Origin of the sequence: Aeromicrobium sp. (genome assembly GCF_050700635.1) — a bacterium.
GTDB lineage: Bacteria > Actinomycetota > Actinomycetes > Propionibacteriales > Nocardioidaceae > Aeromicrobium.
Map to the genome: position 1 here is coordinate 1 of NZ_JBOHDT010000075.1, position 24,197 is coordinate 24,197.

A 24,197-nucleotide genomic window follows, 5' to 3' on the forward strand; every position below is an offset into this window, starting at 1 on the left:
GGAGTGGGTCGGCGCCGAGTCGAAGCTATTTCTTGCCGTACCGCTTCTCGAACCGGGCCACGCGGCCGCCGGTGTCGAGGATCTTCTGCTTGCCCGTGTAGAACGGGTGGCAGGCCGAGCACACCTCGGAGCGGATGGTGCCCTCGGTGGCGGTGCTACGGGTGGTGAACGAGTTGCCACAGGTGCAGGTGACCTGGGTCTCGACGTACTCAGGATGGATGTCGCGCTTCATGGAGTCCTCTCGTGGCCGCTGGGTCGTTCCGCGTCGCAGACCGTGAACCAGAACCAAGGATTGATTGTGCCTGAAAGGCACACGTATAAGGAAATCGAGCCCTGGAGTATTCCGCTGCCCGCGCCTCAAGCGTCAAAGCCTGCGAAACCCAGTGCCGAGCTCGTGAGCGACTTCAGCACCATCGATGAGCCCGACGACGAGCCGCGGGAGTATCTCGAGGAATCCTTGTCGATGGTGCGGAGTCTCTCGCGAGCGGACGCAACCCGTCACCGACGGATGAAGTCTCTCGCGACCGGGCACTTTCTCTCTCGCGACCGGGCACTTTCTCTCTCGCGAACGTGGCTATGCGGGGAGGAGCGCCTCGATGTCGTCGGCGATCTGGTCGGGCGTGGTCGTGGTGCCGTAGCGCTTGACGACGTTGCCCTCGGGGTCGATCAGGAACTTGGTGAAGTTCCAGCGGATCTTGTTGCCGACGATGCCGCCCTTCTCCGAGCGCAGCCACTGGTACAGGGGGTGCGCCCCGCTTCCGTTGACGTCGACCTTGGCGAAGAGCGGGAAGGTGACCCCGAAGTTGCGCTCGCAGAACGTGGCGATCTCTTCTTCGTCGCCGGGCTCCTGGTTGCCGAACTGGTCGCAAGGGAAGCCGAGCACGACGAGGCCCCGGTCCGCGTACGTGCGGTACAGCTCCTCGAGGCCCTTGTACTGGCCCGTGTAGCCACACTGGGAGGCAGTGTTGACGACGAGGATCACCTGACCCTTGTATTCGGCGAGATGTTGCTCGTCGCCGTCGATCGAGGTGGCCGAGAAGTCGAACGCAGTAGTCATGTCGATGAGCCTACGGGCGCGTCCCAGAGATCGCAGACCAAGCTGCGTTCTCCGGCACGTGCTCCGATCAGTCCTCGCCGTTCGACGTGCCCTGCGGCATCGTCTTGTTGATCGACATGAGGAACTCGACGTTGCTGGACGCCTTCTTGAGCCGGTCGAGCATGAGCTCGAGGCCCTGCTGTCCCTCGAGGCCGGACAGCACGCGACGCAGCTTCCAGACGACGGCGAGCTCGTCCTTGGCCATCAGCAGCTCCTCGCGACGGGTGCTCGACGCGTCGACGTCGATGGCCGGGAAGATGCGCTTGTCGGCGAAGTCGCGGCGCAGCCGCAGCTCCATGTTGCCGGTGCCCTTGAACTCCTCGAAGATCACCTCGTCCATGCGGGAGCCGGTCTCGACCAGCGCGGTGGCGATGATCGTCAGCGAGCCGCCGTCCTCGATGTTGCGCGCCGCACCGAAGAACTTCTTGGGTGGGTAGAGCGCCGAGGAATCGACACCGCCGGACATGATCCGTCCGCTGGCCGGTGCCGCGAGGTTGTAGGCACGACCGAGGCGGGTGATCGAGTCGAGCAGCACCACAACGTCGTGACCCAGCTCGACGAGCCGCTTGGCTCGCTCGATGGACAGCTCGGCGATCGTGGTGTGGTCGGAGGCCGGGCGGTCGAACGTCGAGGCGATGACCTCGCCCTTGACCGTCCGCTGCATGTCGGTGACCTCTTCGGGACGCTCGTCGACGAGGACGACCATCAGGTGGCACTCGGGGTTGTTCTCGGCGATCGCGTTGGCGATGGCCTGCATGATCATCGTCTTTCCGGCCTTGGGCGGGGACACGATGAGTCCGCGCTGTCCCTTGCCGATCGGGGACATGATGTCCATGATCCGCGTGGTCATGATGTGTGGCTCGGTCTCGAGACGCAGCCGCTCGGTGGGGAACAGCGGCGTGAGCTTGGAGAAGTCGACGCGCTTCTGCGCCTCGTCGATCGTCATGCCGTTGACCGAGTCGACCCGCACCATCGGGTTGAATTTCTCCTTGCGCTCGCCCTCGCGGGGCTGACGCACCTGGCCGACCACTGCATCGCCCTTGCGAAGGCCCCACTTGCGGACCATCGAGAGCGAGAGGTACACGTCGTTCTCGCTCGGCAGGTAACCGGTGGTGCGAACGAACGCGTAGTTCTCGAGGATGTCGAGGATGCCGGCGGCCGGCACGAGGACGTCGTCGTCGGTGTAGGTGGGCTCGCCTTCCGGACCGCGGTTGCCGCGGTTGCGACCACGACGGTTGCGCCGGCGACCGCCTCCCGCGCCGAAGTCGTCGTCGTTGCGGTTGCCGCCATCCTGGCCGCCGCCACCTTGGTTGCGGTTGTCGCCACCCTTGTTGCGGTTGTCGCCCTGGTTGCGGTTGTCGCCGCGCTGGCTGCGATTTCCGCCGCCCTGGTTGCGGTTGCCGGAGTCATTCCGCTGGTCGTTCTTCTGACCGTCGCCGGACTTCGGCTTCTGGTCGTCGGGCTTCTCATCGGTGTCCGGAGCGTTGAACTCCTGGTCCGTGTCACCCTGTGGAGCCTCGTCACCGCTCTGGGACTTTGCGCCGCCGCGTGGCTCTCTGGCCTTGCCGGCCCCGCCCTGGACGGGCTTGTCGGTCTCGGCCTGGGCCGTCTTGTCGGCCCCGCCTTGCGCGGCCTTGATGGCGTCGATCAGCTCGCCTTTGCGCATCTTGGACGCGCCGGAGATGTTGAGCCCTCCGGCGATCTCCTGGAGCTCGGCGAGCACCTTGCCGCCCAGTCCACCACCGCTGCGGCGGGGTTTGGACTGCTGGGCCGTCTCTGGCTGCTCAGCAGCGGGAGGGACGGGCTGGGTCGTGGTGTCTGTCACGTGGGTTTCCTTGCTGAGGCCACACATCTTCCGGGGGTTCCCGGATCTCAGGGATGGTGCCTCGTCAACAGGCTGGGCCCGCAGAACGGGCTGAGTGAATGATTCTTGTCGGGGAGATGTTCTCGACTCCGACGTCAACAACTGTAACACCTCGAGTCGGGTGAGGATTCCCCTATTCGACTATGCCGTCAGCCGCCGTTGGACCAGCGCCCACGCCGGTGTCGACGTGTGCCCCGCGCGGCTCGACGTCGAGCTCGTGCGCGGCCCATCCGGTCGGCACGACCCCTTCGAGGCCGCGTCCGAACGCAAGCACGGTCGGCCCGGCACCGGAGATGACAGCCGGGACGCCGGCGGAGCGCAGGCCCTGCACCAGCTCGTGCGACGCCGGCATTGCCTCGGCCCGATACGACTGGTGCAGGAAGTCCTCGGTGGCGGCGAGCAAGTGCGTGGGGTCGCTGGTGAGTGCAGCGACGAGGAGCGCCGCTCGAGCGCCGTTGGCGGCCGCGTCACCGTGTGGAACCTGACTCGGCAGAAGATTGCGAGCGGTCATGGTCGAGACCGGCTCGGGTGGCACCAGAACCGTGACGCGGGCGGCGACGTCGAGCCGTTGCACCGATGCCACCGTTCCGTCTAGCCAGGCGATCGTGAAGCCGCCGAACATCGCGGCCGCCACGTTGTCCGGATGGCCCTCCAGGTCGGAGGCCAGCTGGTACGCGCCGGCGTCGTTCAAGCGTTCGTCGCCCCCCTCCACGAGGGCCCGGGCGAGCACGATGCCGCCGACGATCGCCGCGGACGACGACCCGAGTCCACGAGCGTGGGGAATCACGTTGTCGCATGTCAGGCGCAAACCGGGGGGACGCTCACCGAGGAGATCGAATGCGGCGTCCATCGCGCGGACCACGAGGTGGTCGCGGTCGCGTGGCACGTCGTCGGCGCCCTCTCCCGTCACGTCGACCTCGAGCCCGTCAGCGAGGACCTCGGCCTCGAGCCGGTCGTGCATTGCGAGCGCCAGGCCCAGGGCGTCGTAGCCCGGCCCGAGGTTGGCAGCCGACGCAGGCGTGCGGACTGCGACCGGCCCCTTCACCAGAGTCATGCCAGGCCGGCGATCACGGCGGCTTCGCGGACGTCGACGTCGATGACCGAGTCGACGATGGAGTCGACGCCCGCCATCGCCGTCTCGATGTCCTTCAAGCCGTGCCCGGTGACGGTGACCGTGATCGTGAGGCCGGGCTCGACGTCACCGGCTTCGGTGGCCGCGATCAGGCCTGCGACCCCGGCTGCAGACGCGGGCTCGACGAAGACACCCTCCTTTGAGCCCAGCTCGCGTTGCGCGGCCAGAATCTGCTCGTCGGACACCGCGTCGATCCGGCCGCCGGAGTCGTCGCGCGCCGACTCCGCGAGCAGCCAAGACGCCGGGTTGCCGATGCGGATGGCCGAGGCGACCGTCTCCGGGTTCGCGACCGGCTCGCCGAGCACGAGCGGGGCGGCGCCCTCGGCCTGGAATCCCCACAGGTGCGGAGTCCGGTCCGCGAGACCGGCCTTCTCGTACTGCTTGAAACCGATCCAGTACGCGGAGATGTTTCCTGCGTTGCCCACCGGCAGGACATGCATGTCTGGAGCGTGACCCAGCGCGTCGATGATCTCGAAGGCAGCCGTCTTCTGGCCTTGCAGTCGCAACGGATTGACCGAGTTGACGAGCTCGACCGGATACTGCTCGGCCAGCTCGCGGGAGATCTGGAGGCACTCGTCGAACCCGCCGCGCACCTGGATGACCTCGGCTCCGTGCATGACCGTCTGCGCCATCTTGCCCGCGGCGATGCGACCGTGGGGCACGAGCACGATCGGGGTGAGCCCGGCGCGGGCCGCGTAGGCGGTCATCGATGCCGACGTGTTGCCGGTGGAGGCGCAGACGACCGCCTTGGCACCCTTACCGGCGGCGACCGAGATGGCCGCGGTCATGCCGCGGTCCTTAAACGAGCCGGTCGGGTTGTCGCCCTCGACCTTGAGCCAGACGTCGCCGCTGACCAGCCCGGACAGCCATGAGGAGTGCACGAGTGGTGTACCGCCCTCACCGAGCGTGACGACCGGAGTGTGCTCGTCGACGGGCAGCCACTCGCGGTACTCCTCGATGACTCCGCGCCAGAGGCGTGCCATCAGGAGACCCCCTCGACCCGCATGACCGACGAGATGTCGCGCACCATGTCGAGTCCCCGCAGTGCCGCCACCGTGGACGACAGCGCAGCGTCGTCGGCCTCGTGGGTGACGATGACGAGCTGGGCGTCCGAACCATGACCCTCCTGCCGCACGGTCTTGATGGAGACGCCGTACTCGGCGAACGCATGGGCGACAGTGGCGAGCACCCCGGCGCGGTCGTCGACGTCGATGGCGATGTGGTATCTCGTGCGGGCCTGACCCATGCCGAGGACCTCGAGCTCGGCGTGGGTCGACTCGCCGGGTCCGACGACACCACGGACGCGGTTGCGCGCCACCGAGACGACGTCGCCCAGCACGGCGCTCGCCGTTGGCGCACCGCCGGCGCCGGGGCCGTAGAACATCAGCTGGCCGGCGGACTCACTCTCGACGAACACGGCGTTGTAGGCGCCGCGGACGCTCGCCAGAGGATGGGTGTCGGGGATCATCGCGGGGTGTACGCGCGCCGAGATGGCAGGGCCGTCCGGAGTGTCGAGCTTCTCGCAGATGGCCAGCAGCTTGACGACGCAACCCATCTCGCTGGCCGATGCGACGTCGGCAGCGGTGACCTCGGTGATGCCCTCGCGATGGACATCGCCGATCGATACGCGCGTGTGGAAGGCGAGCCCGGCCAGGATGGCCGCCTTCGAGGCGGCGTCGAAGCCTTCGATGTCGGCGGTGGGGTCGGCTTCGGCGTAACCGAGGCGCTGGGCCTCGTCGAGCGCCTCGGAGTAACCCGAGCCTGTCGTGGTCATGGCGTCGAGGACGAAGTTGGTGGTGCCGTTGACGATGCCGAGCACGCGCGTGACGGCGTCACCGGCCAGCGACTCGCGCAGCGGGCGGACGATCGGGATGGCTCCGGCGACGGCTGCCTCGAACGCGAGGTCACGCTCGGCCTTCTCCGCGGCCTCGTAGAGCGTCGCGGCGTCCTCGGCGAGCAGCGCCTTGTTGGCGGTGACGACCGAGGCGCCATGGTCGAGGGCACTCAGGATCAGCTCGCGGGCCGGCTCGATGCCGCCGATGACCTCCACGACAACGTCGATGTCACCGCGGGCGACGAGGCCGGCGGCATCGGTGGTGAAGAGATCCGTGGGCAGGTCAACAGCACGTTCGCGGTCGATCCTGCGGACCGCGATGCCGCCGAGCTCGATCGGCGACCCGACCCGTTGGGCGAGTTCCGCCGCGTCGCGGGTGAGCAGCCGGGCCACCTCGGTGCCCACCACTCCGCAGCCCAGCAGGGCGACCCTGATGGGTCGGTCGATGCTGTGCCGCTCAGGAACGGGCAGGCTGCTGGGGGGCGAAATGCTCACCTGTCAAGGGTATCGGCGCAGCACCCTGTCCATAGCCCGGCACTGCCACGGACGAACCCCGAACAGTCGTGGTCTGGACAGGCTGAGCCTTACTCGCCAGACCTCAGGTAAACTTGAGGTCCGGAGGACACCATGTCGAACGTCACGATCCGCCAACGCGAGCTCACCCCCGGTGAGGTGGCCGAACGCGCCGGAGTGACCGTGTCCGCGTTGCACTTCTACGAGCGCGAGGGCCTCATCTCGAGCCGCCGGACCAGCGGCAACCAGCGTCGCTACCACCGTGACGTGCTCCGCCGCGTCGCGTTCATCCGGTTCTCCCAGCGACTTGGCATCTCGCTGCACGACGTCGGCGTGGCGCTGGACACCTTGCCCGCCGGGCACACCCCGACCTCGGCGGACTGGTCGCGGCTGTCCGAACGCTGGCGCACGGACCTCGACGGCCGCATTGCGCGGCTGCAGAACCTGCGCGACAACCTCGACGGCTGCATCGGCTGCGGCTGCCTGTCACTGGAGACCTGCGCGATCTACAACTACGAGGACGCGCTCGCGACCCTCGGCCCGGGGCCGCGCCGAGGGCTGGAGCCTGCCTAGCCCTGGTCGAGTGACAAGAGGTCCTGTTCTGTCTCGCGGCGCAGCAACAGCCGGGCCTCGCCGTCGCGGACCGCGACCACGGCGGCGCGCGGCACGTGGTTGTAGTTGCTGGCCAGCGAGCGGCAGTAGGCACCGGTGCCAGGGACGGCGAGCAGGTCACCGGCCCGCACGTCGTTGGGGAGGTACTCGTCCTTGACGACGATGTCGCCGGACTCACAGTGCTTGCCGACCACCCGGCTCAGCACCGGCGGGGCGTGTGAGGACCGGGAAGCCAGCGTGCACGAGTAGTCGGCGCTGTAGAGCGCCGGACGGATGTTGTCGCTCATCCCCCCATCGACCGAGATGTAGCGGCGGGATGCGCCGCCATCGAGGGCGACCTCCTTGGTGGTGCCGACCTCGTAGAGCGTAAACGTGGACGGACCGGCGATGGCGCGGCCCGGCTCGACCGAGAGGCGCGGTACCGCGACACCCATCGCGGCGCACTCGTCGTCGACGATCTTGCGCATTCCTCGGGCGAGGTCGTCAGGCGACGACGGGTCATCCTGGGTGGTGTAGGCGATGCCGAAGCCGCCGCCGAGGTCGAGCTCGGGAAGCTCGACGCCGAGCGTCCTCGCGATGTCGGCGTGCAGGAGCAGGACCCGCCTCGCCGCCACCTCGAAGCCATCGGTGACGAAGATCTGCGATCCGATGTGCGAGTGCAGCCCCAGCAGTCTCAGCCCGGGCTGGGCCAGGATGCGGCGGACCGCGTCGAGAGCGTCGCCGCCGGTGATGGAGAAGCCGAACTTCTGGTCCTCGTGCGAGGTGGAGATGTACTCGTGCGTGTGGGCCTCGACCCCGGCGGTGACGCGGACCATGACCGGCGCCTCAATACCCAGCTCGGACGTGAGGGCCGCCAATCGCTCGATCTCCTCGACCGAGTCGACGATGATCCGCCCGACGCCGGCCTCGAGCGCGCTGCGCAGCTCGTCGGTCGACTTGTTGTTGCCGTGCACACCGATGCGGTCCGGCGGGAACTCCGCGCGCAGCGCGACGGCGAGCTCGCCCCCGGTGCACACGTCGAGACTCAGCCCCTCCTCGGCGATCCATCGCGCTGTCGCCACGCACAGGAAGGCCTTGCCGGCGTAGTAGACGTCGGCACCCTCGAACGCGTCACCGAACGCTCGCGCCCGGGACCGGAAGTCGTCCTCGTCGACGACGTACAGGGGTGTGCCGAACTCGGACGCGAGATCGGGAGCCGACTCCCCCGCGACGGTGAGCACTCCGTCGACCTTGGAGACGCCGGAGGCCCACAGATGGGGAACGAGCTCGTCAGCGTCCTCGGGCACCCGCAGCCAGGCCGGACCGCGATCGCCGGCCTGTCCGTGGAGAGCACCTGCCTCGTGCGAACGCATGCCGTCACATCCGATCCGGGGCGTCGACGCCGAGCAGCGCGAGTCCGTTCGCGAGGACCTGACGGGTGGCGCCGACGAGGACCAGTCGGGCGCGATGCCGGTCGGTGACGTCCTCGTCGCCCTGCGGGAGCACCCGGCAGGTGTCGTAGAACTTGTGGAAGGTCGAGGCGGTGTCCTCGAGATAGCGCGAGACGCGGTGGGGCTCACGCAGCTCGGCCGCCCGCGCCACGATGCGCGGATACTCGGCCAGCGCGCGCAGCAGGTCGCCCTCGCGGTCGGTGGCCAGCTGGCCGGGGTCGAACGCGTCGGGGTCCAGGTGCACACCGAGGTCGGCGGCGTTGCGCATGATGCTGGACAGCCGCGCGTGGGCGTACTGGACGTAGTAGACGGGGTTGTCGTTGTTCTTGGCCGTCATCTCGGCCACGTCCAGCGTCAGCGGCGAGTCGACCGGGTACCGGATCAGGGTGTATCGCAACGGGTCGACCCCGATGAGGTCGATGAGCTCGCGCAGCGTCACGACGGTGCCTGCGCGCTTGGAGAGCTTGAGCTCCTCGCCGTCCTGGATGATCTTGACGAGCTGGCCGATGAGCACCTCGAGCTGCTGGCCCGGGTTGTCGCCGACGCAGGCGGCCATCGCCTGGAGGCGGCCGACGTAGCCGTGGTGGTCCGCTCCGAGCAGGTACATGCAAGGGTCGAACCCACGCTCGCGCTTGTTCACGTAGTACGCGGTGTCGGACGCGAAGTAGGTGAGGGCTCCGTCGGTGCGGACGAGCACGCGATCTTTGTCGTCACCGAAGTCGGTGGTGCGCATCCACGTGGCGCCGTCGGCCTCGAACAGATGCCCTTGCTCCTTCAGCTTCGCGAAGCCGTGCTCGACGGCGTCGGACTCGTGGAGCGAGTGCTCGGAGAACCAGACGTCGAAATGTGTGCGCATCTCGTCCAGCTCGGCCTTCTGCTCGTCGAGCTGGAACTGGAACCCGATGTCGCGGAAGGTGGCGATCTGCTGGTCGTCGTCCTGCTCGAGAACCGCCGGCTCCTGCGCCACGACACGCGCCGCGAGATCGGCGATGTCCTTGCCGTGATAGCCGTCCTCGGGTGGCTCCTGGCCGTGGGCGCGGGCCCTGAGCGAGGCGCCGAACTTGTCCATCTGCCCGCCGCGGTCGTTGATGTAGAACTCACGGGTGACAGCCGCGCCGGTGGCTTCGAGCACCCTGGCGATCGCATCACCGACGGCCGCCCACCGGGTGTGGCCGAGATGGAGTGGCCCGGTGGGGTTGGCACTGATGAACTCGAGATTGATGCGACGGCCCGCATTGACGTCGCTCGTGCCGTAGGCGTCACCAGCGCGCACGATGTCGGCGGCCAACGCTCCTTGGGCGCCCGCGGCGACCCGCACGTTGAGGAATCCGGGACCGGCGACCTCGACCGACGCGACGCCAGGGTGCTCGGTCAACCGCTCGGCCAGCATGGCGGCGAGGTCACGCGAGTCGAGTCCGGCCCGCTTGCCGAGGCGCAGCGCGACGTTGGTGGCGTAGTCGCCGTGCTCCCTGACCTTCGGACGCTCCACCAGCACCTGCGACGGGACGCCATCGGGCAGGGCGACGACACCCTCGGACACGAGGTCCGAGAGGGCGGCGACGAACACGTCGGAGAGTTGCTCAGGGGTCACCGGAACAGGGTATCGGCCACGTCCCGCGCCTCAGTCCCGAGCGCGAACGCGCCCTTTCAATCGCTGCCGCGACGGTGAACCGTTTCGCGCACCGTGGCGACCAGGTCGTCGGGGTCGAACGGCTTCGTCACGTACGCGTCGACTCCTGCGCGCAGGCCGCGCTGGACGTCGGCCGGATGGTTCTGCGTGGTGACCATGACGATGCCGATGTCGGCCGTGCGCGGATCGGACCGGATCGCCGCGGCCGTGGCCACACCGTCCTGTCTGGGCATCATCACGTCGACGGTGACGACGTCCGGAAGGGTCTCGGTCGCGGCGAGATACTCGAGGCAGTCGACGCCGTCGACGGACTCGTCGACGTCGAATCCGGCCAGCTCGAGATTGGTGCGAATGAGGAGTCGCATCGACGGGGCGTCGTCGACGACGAGCACTCTGGGCACGCCTCTCACCGTAGTGCGGGTGGGGTAGGCTCGCACCGCACTTGGCCGTTAGGTAGCCCGTGTGTCGGCCGAGAGGCCCCCGTAGCTCAGGGGATAGAGCACCGCCCTCCGGAGGCGGGAGCGCAGGTTCGAATCCTGCCGGGGGCGCCATCATTATCCGCTGGTTTTCCAGCGGTTTTGCCTTGGCCTTGTAGGCGACCAAGTCGACCACATCGGCGTTGGCAACCTGCAAGGTGATGGCTTCGGCCTCGTTCATCACGGCTACCTCCAGCGTGCTCAATATCGCCCCTCTGGTCGGGGTGCGCCACAGCACGCAGGATCCTGCCTGGGGCCCGCACCGGGAGTCGCCTCGTCTCGCGCCGGACACGTGGACAGCGCACGACCTGAGGTCGCGATAGCGTCGAAGCACAGAGAGTCGACGAAAGGGAATGACATGCCCACACGTACCGCCCGCACCGCCTGGGACGGCGGGTTCACCGACGGCTCCGGTCAGGTCGAGCTCACGAGCTCCGGTCTCGCCACATTCGACGTCTCTTGGCCCAAACGGATCGACGAAGGCAACTCCGACACCACCACCCCGGAGGAGCTGCTCGGAGCTTCGCACGCGTCCTGCTACTCGATGCAGTTCGCGCACGAGCTCGAGGACAAGGGCGGGACTCCCAAGTCGCTCGACGTGACAGCCGACGTCACTTTCGGCCAGCCCCCGTCCGGTGGGTTCGCCATCACCGGCATCGCGCTCACCGTGCGCGGCGAGGTCGAAGGCATCGACGATGCCGCCTTCAAGGAGGCCGCCGAGTCCGCGAAGACCGGCTGTCCCGTCAGCAGGGCGCTCGCCGGCGTCGAGATCACCCTCGACGCTGCGCTCGAGTCGGCCTGACGCCAGGCCGTCAGGCGGCAGCTTCGGCTCCAGGAATCAGAGAGGATGTCCCTCGAGACACGAACCACCTGAGGTCACCGGTCGCTCACGGCAAACCGGCCCGCTGACGAGCGGGGCGCGGCACCTTGGAGAGTGCCTCCCGGGTCGCGCGAACCTGCCTGCTGACGGCTCGCGTGTCGCGCTACCCTGAGAGCGCACATTTCACCACTGCACAGGCATTGAACGGGAGAGGCGATTCACGCCGTGGCCGAGTCCTCACAAGAACCAGCAAACCCTGATTTCGGCACCAATCAGTGGCTCGTCGAGGAGATGTACGACCGGTACCAGGAGGACCCGAAGTCGGTCGACGCTTCCTGGGTGGCGTTCTTCGAGAACGGCAACGTACCTACCGACAACGGCGCCGACAACGCCACGAGCGCCAAGGCCACGACCAAGACGGAGAAGAGCGAGCCGGCCCCCAGCAAGAAGGCCGAAGCCAAGGCGGCCCCGCCGCCCAAGCCGGCCCCGAAGGTCGAGCCGGTCGAGAAGAGCGAGCCGGTCAAGCAGGAGTCGACGAGCACGACCTCGAAGTCCGAACCGCCGCAGCCAGAGAAGAAGGGGTCCGGTCCGGGCGACGTCGAGCAGGTCACCCTGCGCGGTGCAGCCGCCCGCACGGTCCAGAACATGGACACCAGCCTGACCGTGCCCACGGCCACCAGCGTCCGCGCAGTGCCGGTCAAGCTGCTCTTCGACAACCGCACCGTCATCAACAACCACCTGCGACGCGCCCGAGGCGGCAAGGTCTCCTTCACGCACCTCATCGGCTACGCGGTCGTCAAGGCCCTCGGCGCGATGCCGGAGATGAACACCGGCTTCGACGTCGTCGACGGCAAGCCCACCCAGCTCAAGCCCGAGCACGTCAACTTCGGCCTCGCGATCGACCTCCAGAAGCCGAACGGAACCCGTCAGCTCGTGGTCCCGTCGATCAAGGGCGCCGAGAAGATGGGCTTCGCCGAGTTCTGGCAGTCCTACGAGACGATGGTGCGCAAGGCACGCGACAACAAGCTCGAAGTCGCCGATTTCATGGGGACCACGGCCAGTCTCACCAACCCCGGCGGCATCGGCACCAACCACTCGGTGCCGCGCCTGATGTCGGGCCAGGGCGTCATCGTCGGCGTGGGATCGATGGACTACCCGCCGGAGTTCCAGGGCGCATCCGAGTACACCATCGCCCAGATGGCCGTCTCGAAGATGATGACGCTCACCTCCACGTACGACCACCGCGTCATCCAGGGCGCCCAGTCCGGCGAGTTCCTCCGCCGCATCCACGAGCTCCTGCTCGGCGAGGAAGGCTTCTACGACGAGATCTTCCAGGCACTCCGCATCCCTTACGAGCCCATCCGCTGGGCCCAGGACATCGCCGTCAGCCACGACGACGAGGTGCACCGGCAGGCGCGCGTGCTCGAGATGATCCACGCCTTCCGCGTACGCGGTCACCTGATGGCCGACACGAACCCGTTGGAGTACAGGCAACGAAGCCACCCCGACCTCGACACCGCGTCACACGGCCTCACCCTGTGGGACCTCGACCGCGAGTTCGCCACCGGATCGTTCTCCAGTCAGTCGGGCAAGCGGTTCATGAAGCTGCGAGAGATCCTCGGCGTGCTGCGCGACTCCTACTGCCGCACCATCGGCCTGGAGTACATGCACATCCAGGACCCGGTCGAGCGCCAGTGGCTGCAGGACCACATCGAGATCGGCCACACCAAGCCGCCACGGGAGGAGCAGCTGCGAATCCTGCTCAAGCTCAACCAGGCCGAGGCGTTCGAGACGTTCCTGCAGACGAAGTTCGTCGGGCAGAAACGCTTCAGTCTCGAGGGCGGAGAGACGACGGTGCCACTGCTCGACGAGATCTGCGAGGCCGCCGCCGAGGACGGGCTCGACGAGGTCTGCATCGGCATGGCGCACCGCGGTCGTCTCAACGTCCTGGTCAACATCGCCGGCAAGAATCCGGCCCAGGTGTTCCGGGAGTTCGAGGGCAACCTCGACCCGCGCACCGTGCAGGGTTCCGGCGACGTCAAGTACCACCTCGGCGTCGAGGGTGAGTTCACCGCCGACAACGGCGACAGCATCAAGGTGTCGGTCGCGGCCAACCCGTCACACCTCGAAGTGGTCGACCCTGTCCTGGAGGGAATCACCCGCGCCAAGCAGGACAAGCTCAACCGGGGTGCGGACTACCCGGTGCTCCCCGTTCTCGTGCACGGCGACGCGGCGTTCGCCGGGCAGGGAGTCGTGGCCGAGACGCTCAACCTCTCCCAGCTGCGGGGTTACCGCACCGGCGGCACCATCCACGTCATCGTCAACAACCAGGTCGGCTTCACGACGGCGCCGTCGTCGTTGCGCTCGTCGGTCTACTGCTCTGACGTGGCGAAGATGATCCAGGCGCCGATCTTCCACGTCAACGGCGACGACCCGGAGGCCTGCATCCGCATCGCGCGGCTCGCCTACGAGTACCGCAAGGAGTTCAACAAGGACATCGTCATCGACCTCGTCTGTTACCGCCGCCGCGGCCACAACGAGGGCGACGACCCCAGCTTCACCCAGCCACTGATGTACGACACGATCAACGGCAAGAAATCGGTCCGCAAGCTGTACACCGAGGCTCTGGTCGGACGTGGCGACATCAGTCTCGAGGAGGCCGAGGAAGCGCTGGCCGACTACCAGTCGAAGCTCGAGCGTAACTTCAAGGACGTCAAGGACGACTCGGAAGACCCGGCCTACATGCGAACACCGGACTACCCCGAGAAGCCCGAGCACGACGGTGAGAGGCAGACCGCGGTCACGCCCGAGACGTTGAAGGCCGTCGCGGACTCCTATACCAACGTGCCTGACAACTTCACGGTCCACCCGAAGGTCGGGCCGCAGCTGCAGCGGCGCGCCGCGTCCATCACTGCGGGCCCGATCGACTGGGGCACCGGCGAGATCATCGCGCTCGGAGCGCTGCTGCTCGACGGTCGCCCGATCCGGATCTCCGGTCAGGACACCCGCCGTGGCACGTTCTCGTCGCGTTTCGCGACGATCATCGACCGCAACAATGCAGCCGAGTGGACCCCGCTGTCACACATCGACGAAGACCAGGCCACGTTCTACGTCTACGACTCGCTCCTCAGCGAGTACGCCGCGCTGGGCTTCGAGTACGGCTACTCGGTGGCCCGACCCGAAGCCCTGACGATCTGGGAGGCGCAGTTCGGCGACTTCATCAACGGCGCCCAGTCCGTCGTCGACGAGTACATCTCCGCCGGCGAGACCAAGTGGGGTCAGAAGTCGGGCGTTGTGCTGCTGCTCCCGCACGGCTACGAGGGCCAGGGCCCCGATCACTCGTCAGCTCGCATCGAGCGGTTCTTGGCGTTGTGCGCCGAGAACTCCATGAGGGTCGCCCAGCCGTCCACGCCGGCGTCGTACTTCCACCTCCTGCGCAAGCAGAGCCTCGATGCCGAGCACCGTCCGCTCATCGTCTTCACTCCCAAGTCGATGCTGCGCAACAAGGCCGCTGCCTCGCAGCCCGACGACTTCACGTCCGGCTCGTGGCGGCCGATCATCGGAGACGCCACTGTCAAGGCCGATCAGGTCGAGCGCGTGCTGCTCTGCTCGGGCAAGATCACCTGGGAGCTCATGGCCGAGCGCAAGAAGCGCGAAGAGGGGCAGAACCGCACCGCCATCGTTCGCATGGAGCAGCTCTACCCGAGGCCCCTGGAAGAGCTCAACGCCGAGCTGGCACGATTCCCGTCGGCCAAGGAGGTGCGCTGGGTGCAGGACGAACCGGCGAACCAGGGTCCTTGGCCGCACATCGCGCTGCACTACTCCGGCGCACTCGACCGCGGTCTCCCGCTCCTGCGCGTCTCACGGCCGGAGTCGTCCGCCCCGTCGGTCGGTTCGCACCACCGCCACGTCGTGGAGAACGAGACGCTCATCGAGCAGGCGTTCAGCTGAGCCGTGTACTTCACTGACCGCGGCATCGAAGAGCTCACGTCACGTCGAGGCGACGATGACGTCACGTTCGCCTGGCTTGCCGAACGACTCGTCGAGTTCGTCGACCTCAACCCGGAGTTCGAAGTCCCCGTCGAGCGCCTCGCCACGTGGTTGGCGCGGCTGGACGATGACGGAGACGAATGACACGGTCGTGACCGCGTCGATGCCGTTCGCCGATATCGACCCCGTCGTCTTGGCCGTCGTCGCCGCGACACTCGTCGTGGGCGCGGCCGTCCAGGGCCTCGTCGGTCTCGGGTTGGGACTGGTGGCCGCACCGGTCACGATGCTCCTGCAACCGTCTTTGATGCCCGACCTGCTGCTGTGGCTGGCGATGCTCTTCCCACTCGTCACCCTCACGCGTGAGCACGACGACATCGACTGGCGCGGGCTCGCGTGGTCGGTGAGCGCACGGATCCCGGGAACGGCAATGGGGGTCTACCTGCTCACGATCATCTCGAACCGCACGCTCGGCGTCGCCGTGGCACTCATGGTACTGGTGTCCGTCGCTACGACGGCTAGGGCGGTGGTGGTGCCGGTGAATCGGTCTAGCCTGGTCACCGCCGGGTTCACCTCGGGAGTCACGGGCACCGCCACCTCGATCGGCGGTCCGCCACTGGCGATCCTCTATCAGCATCGGTCCCCGGAGCAGATCCGGTCGACCTTGGGCGTCTACTTCGTGATCGGCGCGGCGCTCAGCCTGGCCGGGCTCGCCGTCGGCGGCGGGCTCGAGGCGAGCACGTTCGTCCTGGCCATGGCGTTCGCGCCGTGCCTGCTGGTCGGGTTTGTGATCACCCCCGTCCTCCGCGGCCTCGTGCCTCGGGGGTGGGTCCGAGTGGCCGTTCTCGTCGTGTGTGCGACGTCGGCTGTCGTCCTGCTGGTGCGCAGCATGCTCTGAGGCGCCTACAGGGTCAGCACGATCTTGCCGAACACGTCGCCGTCGGCGACGGCCTGCAGACCCTTCGCGGCCTCGGCCATCGGGAGCTCGCGGTCGATCAGCGGCCGGACGCCGGTGACGTCCATGAACTGGGCGAGCCGGTGCAGCTCGTCGCGGGTGCCCATCGTGGAGCCGTGCACGCGCATCTGCTGGAAGAAGATCCGCGTCAGCTCGGCCGGAGAAGCGTCACCGGAGGTCGCGCCACAGACGACAAGGGTGCCACCCGGACGCATGGACTTGATCGAGTGCGACCAGGTGGCGCCGCCGACGGTCTCCATCACCGCGTCGACCCTCGAGGGCAGGCGCTCGCCGGTCTCCACGACCTCGTGCGCGCCGATCTCGAGTGCACGCTTTCGCTTCTCCTCATCGCGACTGGTGGCGTAGACGCGGAACCCTGCTGCGCGGGCCAAACTGATGAGCGCCGTGGCAACGCCGCCGCCGGCTCCCTGCACGAGCACGGAGTCGCCCGGGTTCAGTCCGGACTGAGTGAAGAGCATGCGGTACGCGGTGAGCCACGCGGTCGGCAGGCACGCTGCTTCGGCGAACGACATTCCCTCCGGCTTCGGGACGACGTTGTGCCGCGGCACGGCGACCTTCTCGGCAAACGTGCCCTGGTGGCGCTCGGACAGCAGCGACCGCTTGGGGTCGAGGGTCTCGTCGCCCTTCCAGCCCGGGGTGCTGATGACGGCGTGCACGAGCACCTCGTTGCCGTCCTCGTCGAGCCCGGCGGCGTCACAACCGAGGATCATCGGCAGCGCCTCCTCGCGCAGGCCGACCCCGCGCAGGCTCCACACGTCATGGTGGTTGATCGCTGAGGCCTTGACCGTCACCGTCGTCCATCCGTCCGGCACCTCAGGCTCGGGACGTTCCCCGAGGCCGAGACCCGCGAGCGGATCATCCGTGCTGAAACCTGTGGCATAGACGGCGAACATGGAGCTCCTGTCGGTCGCGGAACGGTCGAGCGAGTGGATCAGTACGGGCGGCGGGCCAAGCCTTCACGGCGAGCGGTGTCGGTGACCGCGCGGGCTACGGCCGTCGCCACCCGAGGGTCGAACGGCGACGGGATGATGTAGGACTCGTCGAGGTCGTCGTCGTTGATTAAGGCCGCGATCGCCGTTGCGGCAGCCAGCTTCATCCCTTCCGAGATCCCGGTGGCCCGAACGTCAAGGGCGCCGCGGAAGATGCCGGGGAAAACGAGCACGTTGTTGATCTGGTTCGGGAAGTCCGACCGTCCGGTGGCGACGATGCGCGCATGACGGCGGGCGACATCTGGATGGATCTCCGGATTCGGATTCGCGAGGGCGAAAACGACGGAGTCAGGCGCCATCGAGGCGATGGCCTCCTCGGAAATGGTGCCGCCCGACACACCGATGAACACATCGGCGCCGGCCAGCGCGTCGGAGACCGTGCCCGGATCAGCCCAGTCGGACGTCTGCTCGGCCAGCCACTGCTTGACCTCGTTGAGGTCGGTCCGGCCGGGATGGATGACGCCCTGGCGATCGACGATGGTGATCTTGCGGACGCCGGCGGTGCGGAGCATCCGCGTGATCGCGACGCCCGCTGCGCCGGCTCCGGAGATGACCACCTTGAGGCCGTCGAGGTCGCGGTCGGTGATCCGGATGGCGTTGAGGAGCGCGGCAAGCACCACCACCGCAGTGCCGTGCTGGTCGTCATGGAAGACCGGGATGTCGAGCCGCTCGATGAGGCGACGCTCGATCTCGAAGCATCGCGGGCTGGAGATGTCCTCGAGGTTGACGCCGCCGAACGTCGGCGCCAGGCGCACGATCGTCTCGACGATCTCGTCGGTGTCGGTGGTGTCGAGGGCGACCGGGATGGCGTCCACACCGCCGAACTGCTTGAACAGCACGGCCTTGCCTTCCATCACCGGCATCGCGGCGGCCGGGCCGATGTCGCCGAGTCCCAGCACCGCCGTGCCGTCGGTGACGACCGCGACGGTGTTCGAGACCCACGTGTACTGGTGGGCGATCTCGGGATCGGCGGCGATCGCCTCGCACACCCTTGCCACGCCCGGCGTGTACGACAGCGACAGGTCGTGCGCATCGCGTAACGGCACCGTGGCTGCAACCTCCATCTTGCCGCCGCGATGCAGGGCGAAGATCGGGTCGTCCGGGTCCGGGGTGTCAGGTCGTGCGTCGATGTCAGTGGCAACCATCTTGTCGAAGATCCTGGGGCTGGGCAGTGTCAATCTGGACTGTTTCAGGCTGGGCCGGTGTCCGCGAACCGATCAGGTCCGGGGCGGCTCTCTCGGCCTCGTGACGGGCCCGCCGGAGCGGGGCCGAAGGGTGGTTGTGCCCGGCCGCCAGTCTCTCACACGGACTCGTTCGCGCTCAGTGCACGGGTGACCGGAGGCGCGAGCAGACACGCCAGCACGACCAGCGCCGACACGGCCAATCCGGGCGTCACCCACGCAGCTCCGTCGCGGGCGTCGTTCGCGAGCAGCAGCTGGATGAGCTGGGCGACGAGGATCGGTGCCCGTGCCCACCTCCGGCCCCGGCGCAACTGCCAGGTCGCGAAAAGCAGGCCGAAACCGTAGGCGATGAGCAGTGTCCCGACACCGAGCCCGACCCCGATCCGGGCGCCGGAAACGTCGGCGATTCCCAGCAATGCCACCGTGATCACGGCTAGCGCCTCGAGCGCGACCACCACGGTCACGATGCCGAGAAAGGTCCGGGCGGACGGGGTCACGCGCGCCAGATTACGGGTCCCTGTGATCCATCCGACAGCGTGGTTCCAACAGTAACTCTTGTCTAACCGAGGAATTGTTGAAAGCATGATCACGGCACCCCGCGACCCAGGACGGTCGGTTGCCATCCACCAAGGGAAGGAAATGTCGTCATGGATTGGCGCCATCACAGCGCATGCCTCGACGAAGACCCAGAGCTCTTCTTCCCCATCGGAAACACCGGGCCGGCGATTCTCCAGATCGAGGAAGCCAAGGTCGTCTGCCGTCGTTGTGACGTCCGAGACCAGTGCCTGCAGTGGGCGCTCGAGTCCGGACAGGATCATGGCGTCTGGGGAGGCATGAGCGAGGACGAACGTCGCGCGCTCAAGCGCCGCAACGCAAGGGCCCGCATCCGAACCGCCTGAGCCCCGGCCGTCTGGCCCACCTGCCAGAACCCCGTGCCGTTGGGCGCGGGGTTCTTTGCTCGCCTCACACGGTGAGGGTGATGGCCACAGTGGTGCCGCCTCGGGGACGCTGCTCGAAGCTCAGCGTGCCGCCGAGCTCGGACTCCACGAGGGTGCTGACGATCGACAGACCCAAGTTCTGCGTCGTGCCCGGCATCGAGGGGTCGAAGTCAGCCGGCAGACCAGCCCCGTCGTCGCTGATCCGCAGGCGAAGACGGTCGCGGATGCGGTTGACCGCGATCGTCAGGTGCCCACCCCCACGATCCGCACCGTCGCCGAACGCGTGCTGAGTGGCGTTCTGGATCAGCTCGGTCAGCACCATCGCCAAGGGTGTGGCGATGACGCCAGAGATCGACCCGAAGGAGCCGATGCGTTCCCCTTTGACACCTCCACCGGTGACGTCGAGCACGTTGCGCAGCAGCCGGTCGGCGATCTCGTTGAAGTCGACCGTCTCGTCGTAGGACTGGCTCAAGGTCTCGTGCACCAGAGCAATGGATCCGACGCGTCGCACCGCTTCATCCAGCGCCGCCCGCGCCTCAGGCACGTCGAGACGGCGGCCCTGGAGTCGCAGTAGCGCGGCCACTGTCTGCAGGTTGTTCTTGACCCGGTGGTGGATCTCCCGGATGGTCGCCTCTTTCGAGACCAGCTGCCGCTCGCGCAATCGCAGCTCGGTGACGTCGCGGAGCAGGACGATCGAACCGGCGGCCCGACCCTCGTGCAGCAGCGGGATGACGCGCAGCAGCAGGGAGGCAGTGGCGTTCTCGACCTCCGACTCCCCCTGGCCGCCCAGGGCCAGCAGTCCCCTGGCGCCTCGTTCGGTCGGACGATCGTCGACCAGATCCGCGGTGACGGCCGCCAGGTCGGCACCGACGAGGTCGCCGACCAGTCCGAGCCGCCGGAAGGCGGACTGGGCGTTGGGACTGGCGTACGTCACGAGTCCGTCGGCTCCGACACGCACGAAGCCGTCCCCGACCCGCAGGGAGTCGGCGAGGTCGGTCCGAGGTCCCGCCAGCGGGAACTCGCCCCGATGGATCATCTGGACGAGGTTGGCCGCTGACCCCCGATACGTGGCCTCGAGCGCACTGGACAACCGGGTGCCGGCGGCGACGCTGCGGAGGACGACCGCGCCGCACACGGCGCCCTTGCGGCGGACCGGCACGAGCTCCTCGTAGACCTCCGCTCCCTCGTGGTCATCGGCGGCTACCGACTCGCCCAGCTCGCCGATCTCGAGGGCCCGCTGCAGCGCCGGTGCCTTGCTGGCCGGCACGAACGTGCCGACGATGTCCTCCAGCAGCGTGGTCGGACCGGTGGTCGGGCGGATCTGCGCGGCCGCCCACATCCCCTTCGACTCCGTGTCGGGAACCCACAGGACGAGGTCGGAGAACGCAAGGTCGGCGATGATCTGCCAGTCGGTGACGAGCGCGTGCAACCAGGCGACGTCGCCATGCGACAACGTCGTTTGGAACCTGGCGATGTCGTCCAGCGTGGGCACGTTCTCAGGGTAATGCGGAGGTGAGGCGACTCCCGGCGTCTGGCACGATGGATCAGGTGTCCGAGGCTTACTGGCAGGCCGTGATGGCGACCGGCCGCGAGGTGCCGGTGGACCGTTCTCTCGACGAGCTGACGGTCGAGCTGGTGGAGATGCTGGGACACCCCAACCCGCGTCTGCGCGAGGATCTCGCGTACCCGCTCCTGACCACCTGGGTCACGAAGGGTGTGTACGACGACCTGCTCTCCGGGCTCGGCGACGGCATCGTGCCGGGGCTGCGCTACGGGCTCGGCCACGACGGCGACGTCTCGGTCATGCGCCGCAGCTACAGCGCCCTGATGCTGGCCGAGATCATCGGCCGCGACAACAACGCCCATCTGATGCCCGAGTCGTCCGTGCTCGACTGGGGCGACCGTGCCACGAGCTGGTACGTCCGCGAGCAGGACCATCGCGGCTGGCTACCCGAGCAGGGTTGGGCCCACGCCATCGCCCACGGCGCCGACCTCCTCGCGGCGCTCGCACGCTCACGACACTTCGGCCGGCTCGAGCTCACCGTGCTGCTCGACGTCATCGCCGACCGTGTGCTGACGCCCACCGCCTACATCTGGCGCCACGGGGAGGACGACCGACTGGCCTTCGCCGTCATGACCCTCCTGCACCGCAACGCCCTCGACCCGGGCATCGTCGAGCCGTGGCTGGCTCGCCTCGGCGGGGGCATCCAGCCGCCGCGCACACGTGGCCACGCCGAGGCAGAGTGGCCGTCGCCGGCGGCGGGAAACACGTCCTCCTTCCTCCGGGCGCTGCATCTCCAGCTGGCACTCGGGGTGCAGGGTCGTGCCGACCTGCTCAGGGACGCGGAGCTCTTCGCCGAGCAGCCCGCGCACCGTGCCGACCTACTGCTTGCGGTGCTTGACCAGATCCGCGCCGAGAGCCCGTGGCTGTATCGGCCGACCACTCGAGCCAAGCCGATCGAGTAGCCCGTCGATAGGGTGCCGACATGACCGAGCAGACCACGACCGACGACACGGCCACCGAGTCCCCGACCGCACAGAGTCATGATGCGCAGTCCGCGCATGGCGGAGTGCACGCCTTCGACGTCGCCCGTGCGCACGGGGTCTCGACCTTGTTCACGCTCTCCGGCGCGCACGTCTTCCCGATCTACGACGCCGCGGTGAAGGCCGAGCCGCCGATGCCGATCGTCGACGTGCGGCACGAGCCCACCGCCGTGTTCGCGGCCGAGGCCGTCGGCAAGCTGGCGCGCTCCCCAGGCCTCGCGGTACTGACCGCCGGTCCGGGTGTCACGAACGGCGTCAGCCCCGTTGCGCAGGCGAACTTCGCCGGATCGCCCCTCGTCGTCATCGGCGGTCGCGCGCCGGCAGCGCGCTGGGGCAGCGGCACCCTGCAGGAGCTCGACCATCCGCCGATCCTCGAGACGATCACCAAGTCGGCGACCACCGCCAACACGGTCGCGGACATCGCGCCGACCGTTGACGAGGCGCTCAGCCTCGCCGGGTCGTCGCACCGCGGCCCCACGTTCGTCGACATCCCGTTGGACGAGTTCTTCAGCAGCGCTCCGCTCGGCACACCCTCGGCCGGCAACACGACGCCCCGGATCGAGCCCGATCCCGACTCGTTGGCGAAGATCGCCGAGCTCATCCGGCAGTCGGATCGTCCCGTGCTCGTCCTGGGCACCGACGTCTGGGCCGACCACGCCGAGGAGGCCGCGCTGCACTTCGTGGAGGAGACCGGCATCCCGGTGATCTCCAACGGCATGGGTCGCGGCATCGTCCCCGGCGGCCATCCGCAGCTCGTGACCAAGGCGCGCTCGACCTCGTTCAACCAGGCCGACCTCGTGATCGTGGTCGGTACGCCCTTGGACTTCCGCCTCGGCTTCGGCGTCTTCGGCGGCAAGGACGGCGCCACCCCTGCGCGTACCATCCATGTCGCGGACTCCCCCGGCCAGGTCTCGACCCACGCGGAGCTCGCCGCTTCGGCGAGCGGCGACCTGACATCGTTCTTCACCGGCCTCTTCAACTCGCTCACCTCACCGCCTGCGCACGGCCGGCGTCCCGACTGGTCCTCATGGATCGGCACTCTCCAGGCCGAGGTCGCCGCGGCGACGGAACGCGACGCAGAGCTGCTGCACGCCGAGGCCGACCCCATTCACCCCGCGCGCATCTACGGCGAGCTGCTGCCACGCCTGGCCGACGACGCGATCGTCATCGGCGACGGCGGCGACTTCGTGTCGTTCGCCGGCAAGTTCGTCGAGCCGCAGCGGCCCGGAGGATGGCTCGACCCCGGTCCATACGGCTGCCTCGGCGCAGGTATGGGTGCGGCCATCGCCGCCCGCATCACGCGGCCGTCGAGCCAGGTCGTGCTGCTCTACGGCGACGGCGCAGCGGGCATGTCGATCATCGACGTCGACACCCTCGTGCGGCACAACCTGCCGGTGGTGATGATCGTGGGCAACAACTCCGCCTGGGGCCTGGAGAAGGGCCCGATGAACCTCCTCTACGGCTACGACGTCGCCGCCGACCTCGCGCCGAACACCCGCTACGACCAGGTTGCCATCGCACTCGGCGGCGGGGGCGAGATGGTCACCGACCCACGCGAGATCGGGCCGGCTCTCGACCGTGCGTTCGCGTCCGGAGTCCCCTACCTGGTCAACGTCATCACCGACGTCAACGCGATGTACCCGCGTGCCACCACCGGCATCTGACTTCCTTCTGCGTCGGGCACATCCGGACGAGGCCGACGCGGTCGGAGCTCTGACGGTGGCCGGCTACGACGCCGACGGCTATCTCGTGATGCCCGACGGAAGCTATGACCACCACTACGCCGGATGGCTCGCCGACGGAGGCACGCGAGCGCGCGACGGTGTTCTGATGGTCGCGGTCGACGGCGATCACCTGCTCGGCACCGTCACGTGGTGCCCGCCAGGCTCGCCGTTCCGCGAGCTCTCGACCCATGACGACCAGGCCGAGTTCCGCATGCTCAGCGTCGCCCCCGAGGCTCGTGAGCGTGGTGTCGGTTCGGCGCTCGTCGACTGGTGCATCGCGGAAGCGCGTTCCACCGGGATCGCGGAGATCCTGCTCTCCTCGCTGCCGGAGATGCTGCCCGCGCATCGCCTCTATGAGTCACGGGGGTTCATGCGGCGTGCCGATCTCGACTGGTCGCCGTTCCCCGGTGTCGAGCTCTGGGGTTTCTCCCTCGATCTCGTGGGAGAGTGA

The 24,197-nt window shown here is 68.1% G+C and carries 22 protein-coding genes and 1 tRNA gene; 10 read left to right on the forward strand and 13 right to left on the reverse strand.

From position 1 onward, the window contains the following. Nucleotides 1-25: 25 nt before the first annotated feature. From rpmE to ACRDPN_RS05515, 6 genes are all read right to left on the reverse strand, one after another. Nucleotides 26-232 (reverse strand): 50S ribosomal protein L31, encoded by a 207-nt coding sequence (gene rpmE, locus ACRDPN_RS05490; RefSeq protein ID WP_431446365.1) that lies wholly within the window; start codon nucleotides 230-232, stop codon nucleotides 26-28. 342 nt (nucleotides 233-574) lie between these two features. Further along, nucleotides 575-1,057 (reverse strand): glutathione peroxidase, encoded by a 483-nt coding sequence (locus ACRDPN_RS05495; protein ID WP_431446366.1) that lies wholly within the window; start codon nucleotides 1,055-1,057, stop codon nucleotides 575-577. A 67-nt stretch (nucleotides 1,058-1,124) separates the two neighbouring features. Beyond that, the gene (rho, locus tag ACRDPN_RS05500; RefSeq protein ID WP_431446367.1) at nucleotides 1,125-2,948 is read right to left on the reverse strand and encodes a transcription termination factor Rho; all 1,824 of its coding nucleotides are present in this window, start codon (nucleotides 2,946-2,948) and stop codon (nucleotides 1,125-1,127) included. A gap of 145 nt (nucleotides 2,949-3,093) precedes the next feature. Further along, nucleotides 3,094-4,014, reverse strand: a complete 921-nt coding sequence (gene thrB, locus ACRDPN_RS05505; RefSeq protein ID WP_431446368.1) for a homoserine kinase — start codon at nucleotides 4,012-4,014, stop codon at nucleotides 3,094-3,096. After that, nucleotides 4,011-5,075: a threonine synthase gene (thrC, locus tag ACRDPN_RS05510; RefSeq protein ID WP_431446369.1), complete on the reverse strand. Its 1,065-nt coding sequence runs from the start codon at nucleotides 5,073-5,075 to the stop codon at nucleotides 4,011-4,013. Before thrC ends, thrB begins: the two co-directional genes overlap by 4 nt. After that, nucleotides 5,075-6,397 carry a homoserine dehydrogenase gene (locus tag ACRDPN_RS05515; RefSeq protein WP_431446418.1) on the reverse strand — a complete coding sequence of 441 codons (1,323 nt, stop codon included), beginning with the start codon at nucleotides 6,395-6,397 and terminating at the stop codon, nucleotides 5,075-5,077. The genes thrC and ACRDPN_RS05515 overlap by 1 nt, the downstream gene beginning before the upstream one ends. A gap of 156 nt (nucleotides 6,398-6,553) precedes the next feature. Between ACRDPN_RS05515 and soxR the strand changes: the two genes are divergently transcribed. Further along, the gene (soxR, locus tag ACRDPN_RS05520) at nucleotides 6,554-7,012 is read left to right on the forward strand and encodes a redox-sensitive transcriptional activator SoxR (protein ID WP_431446370.1); all 459 of its coding nucleotides are present in this window, start codon (nucleotides 6,554-6,556) and stop codon (nucleotides 7,010-7,012) included. On the opposite strand, the gene lysA is transcribed toward soxR, so the two are convergent. From lysA to ACRDPN_RS05535, 3 genes are read right to left on the reverse strand one after another with little or no spacing between them, the layout of a single operon-like run. Further along, a complete protein-coding gene (gene lysA / locus ACRDPN_RS05525; RefSeq protein WP_431446371.1) occupies nucleotides 7,009-8,403 on the reverse strand; it encodes a diaminopimelate decarboxylase in 1,395 nt (464 codons plus the stop codon). The two genes, soxR and lysA, sit on opposite strands and share 4 nt — an antisense overlap. A gap of 4 nt (nucleotides 8,404-8,407) precedes the next feature. Further along, nucleotides 8,408-10,072 (reverse strand): arginine--tRNA ligase, encoded by a 1,665-nt coding sequence (argS, locus tag ACRDPN_RS05530; protein ID WP_431446372.1) that lies wholly within the window; start codon nucleotides 10,070-10,072, stop codon nucleotides 8,408-8,410. A 56-nt stretch (nucleotides 10,073-10,128) separates the two neighbouring features. Beyond that, nucleotides 10,129-10,512, reverse strand: a complete 384-nt coding sequence (locus ACRDPN_RS05535) for a response regulator transcription factor (protein ID WP_431446373.1) — start codon at nucleotides 10,510-10,512, stop codon at nucleotides 10,129-10,131. A 75-nt stretch (nucleotides 10,513-10,587) separates the two neighbouring features. Here ACRDPN_RS05535 and ACRDPN_RS05540 point away from each other — a divergent pair. The 5 genes from ACRDPN_RS05540 (at nucleotide 10,588) to ACRDPN_RS05560 (ending at nucleotide 16,292) form a co-directional block, all read left to right on the forward strand. Next, nucleotides 10,588-10,662 (forward strand) — tRNA-Arg (locus ACRDPN_RS05540). A 283-nt stretch (nucleotides 10,663-10,945) separates the two neighbouring features. After that, a complete protein-coding gene (locus ACRDPN_RS05545) occupies nucleotides 10,946-11,389 on the forward strand; it encodes an OsmC family peroxiredoxin (RefSeq protein ID WP_431446374.1) in 444 nt (147 codons plus the stop codon). A gap of 234 nt (nucleotides 11,390-11,623) precedes the next feature. Continuing rightward, nucleotides 11,624-15,358, forward strand: coding sequence for a multifunctional oxoglutarate decarboxylase/oxoglutarate dehydrogenase thiamine pyrophosphate-binding subunit/dihydrolipoyllysine-residue succinyltransferase subunit (locus tag ACRDPN_RS05550; protein ID WP_431446419.1), 3,735 nt, complete (start codon nucleotides 11,624-11,626; stop codon nucleotides 15,356-15,358). Between the two features lie 3 nt (nucleotides 15,359-15,361). Next, nucleotides 15,362-15,541, forward strand: coding sequence for a DUF6104 family protein (locus ACRDPN_RS05555; protein ID WP_431446375.1), 180 nt, complete (start codon nucleotides 15,362-15,364; stop codon nucleotides 15,539-15,541). Beyond that, on the forward strand, nucleotides 15,525-16,292 hold the full coding sequence (locus tag ACRDPN_RS05560; RefSeq protein WP_431446376.1) for a TSUP family transporter: 768 nt from the start codon (nucleotides 15,525-15,527) through the stop codon (nucleotides 16,290-16,292). The genes ACRDPN_RS05555 and ACRDPN_RS05560 overlap by 17 nt, the downstream gene beginning before the upstream one ends. Nucleotides 16,293-16,297: 5 nt before the next feature. Here the strand turns inward: ACRDPN_RS05560 and ACRDPN_RS05565 are convergent, their stop codons facing one another. The 3 genes from ACRDPN_RS05565 to ACRDPN_RS05575 all read right to left on the reverse strand — a co-directional run bounded on the left by ACRDPN_RS05565 (nucleotide 16,298) and on the right by ACRDPN_RS05575 (nucleotide 19,037). Further along, nucleotides 16,298-17,263 (reverse strand): zinc-binding dehydrogenase, encoded by a 966-nt coding sequence (locus ACRDPN_RS05565; RefSeq protein WP_431446377.1) that lies wholly within the window; start codon nucleotides 17,261-17,263, stop codon nucleotides 16,298-16,300. 38 nt (nucleotides 17,264-17,301) lie between these two features. Continuing rightward, nucleotides 17,302-18,504 carry an NAD(P)-dependent malic enzyme gene (locus tag ACRDPN_RS05570; protein ID WP_431446378.1) on the reverse strand — a complete coding sequence of 401 codons (1,203 nt, stop codon included), beginning with the start codon at nucleotides 18,502-18,504 and terminating at the stop codon, nucleotides 17,302-17,304. Between the two features lie 155 nt (nucleotides 18,505-18,659). Then, nucleotides 18,660-19,037: a hypothetical protein gene (locus ACRDPN_RS05575; protein WP_431446379.1), complete on the reverse strand. Its 378-nt coding sequence runs from the start codon at nucleotides 19,035-19,037 to the stop codon at nucleotides 18,660-18,662. Between the two features lie 150 nt (nucleotides 19,038-19,187). Here ACRDPN_RS05575 and ACRDPN_RS05580 point away from each other — a divergent pair, with 150 nt between their 5' ends. Continuing rightward, the gene (locus ACRDPN_RS05580) at nucleotides 19,188-19,439 is read left to right on the forward strand and encodes a WhiB family transcriptional regulator (protein WP_147685963.1); all 252 of its coding nucleotides are present in this window, start codon (nucleotides 19,188-19,190) and stop codon (nucleotides 19,437-19,439) included. 64 nt (nucleotides 19,440-19,503) lie between these two features. Here ACRDPN_RS05580 and ACRDPN_RS05585 read toward each other — a convergent pair whose 3' ends face one another. After that, nucleotides 19,504-20,970, reverse strand: a complete 1,467-nt coding sequence (locus ACRDPN_RS05585; RefSeq protein WP_431446380.1) for a sensor histidine kinase — start codon at nucleotides 20,968-20,970, stop codon at nucleotides 19,504-19,506. 56 nt (nucleotides 20,971-21,026) lie between these two features. Between ACRDPN_RS05585 and ACRDPN_RS05590 the strand changes: the two genes are divergently transcribed. From ACRDPN_RS05590 to ACRDPN_RS05600, 3 genes are read left to right on the forward strand one after another with little or no spacing between them, the layout of a single operon-like run. Next, nucleotides 21,027-21,944 carry a DUF2785 domain-containing protein gene (locus ACRDPN_RS05590; RefSeq protein WP_431446381.1) on the forward strand — a complete coding sequence of 306 codons (918 nt, stop codon included), beginning with the start codon at nucleotides 21,027-21,029 and terminating at the stop codon, nucleotides 21,942-21,944. 20 nt (nucleotides 21,945-21,964) lie between these two features. Further along, on the forward strand, nucleotides 21,965-23,686 hold the full coding sequence (locus ACRDPN_RS05595) for an acetolactate synthase (protein WP_431446382.1): 1,722 nt from the start codon (nucleotides 21,965-21,967) through the stop codon (nucleotides 23,684-23,686). Next, the gene (locus tag ACRDPN_RS05600) at nucleotides 23,667-24,197 is read left to right on the forward strand and encodes a GNAT family N-acetyltransferase (protein WP_431446383.1); all 531 of its coding nucleotides are present in this window, start codon (nucleotides 23,667-23,669) and stop codon (nucleotides 24,195-24,197) included. Before ACRDPN_RS05595 ends, ACRDPN_RS05600 begins: the two co-directional genes overlap by 20 nt.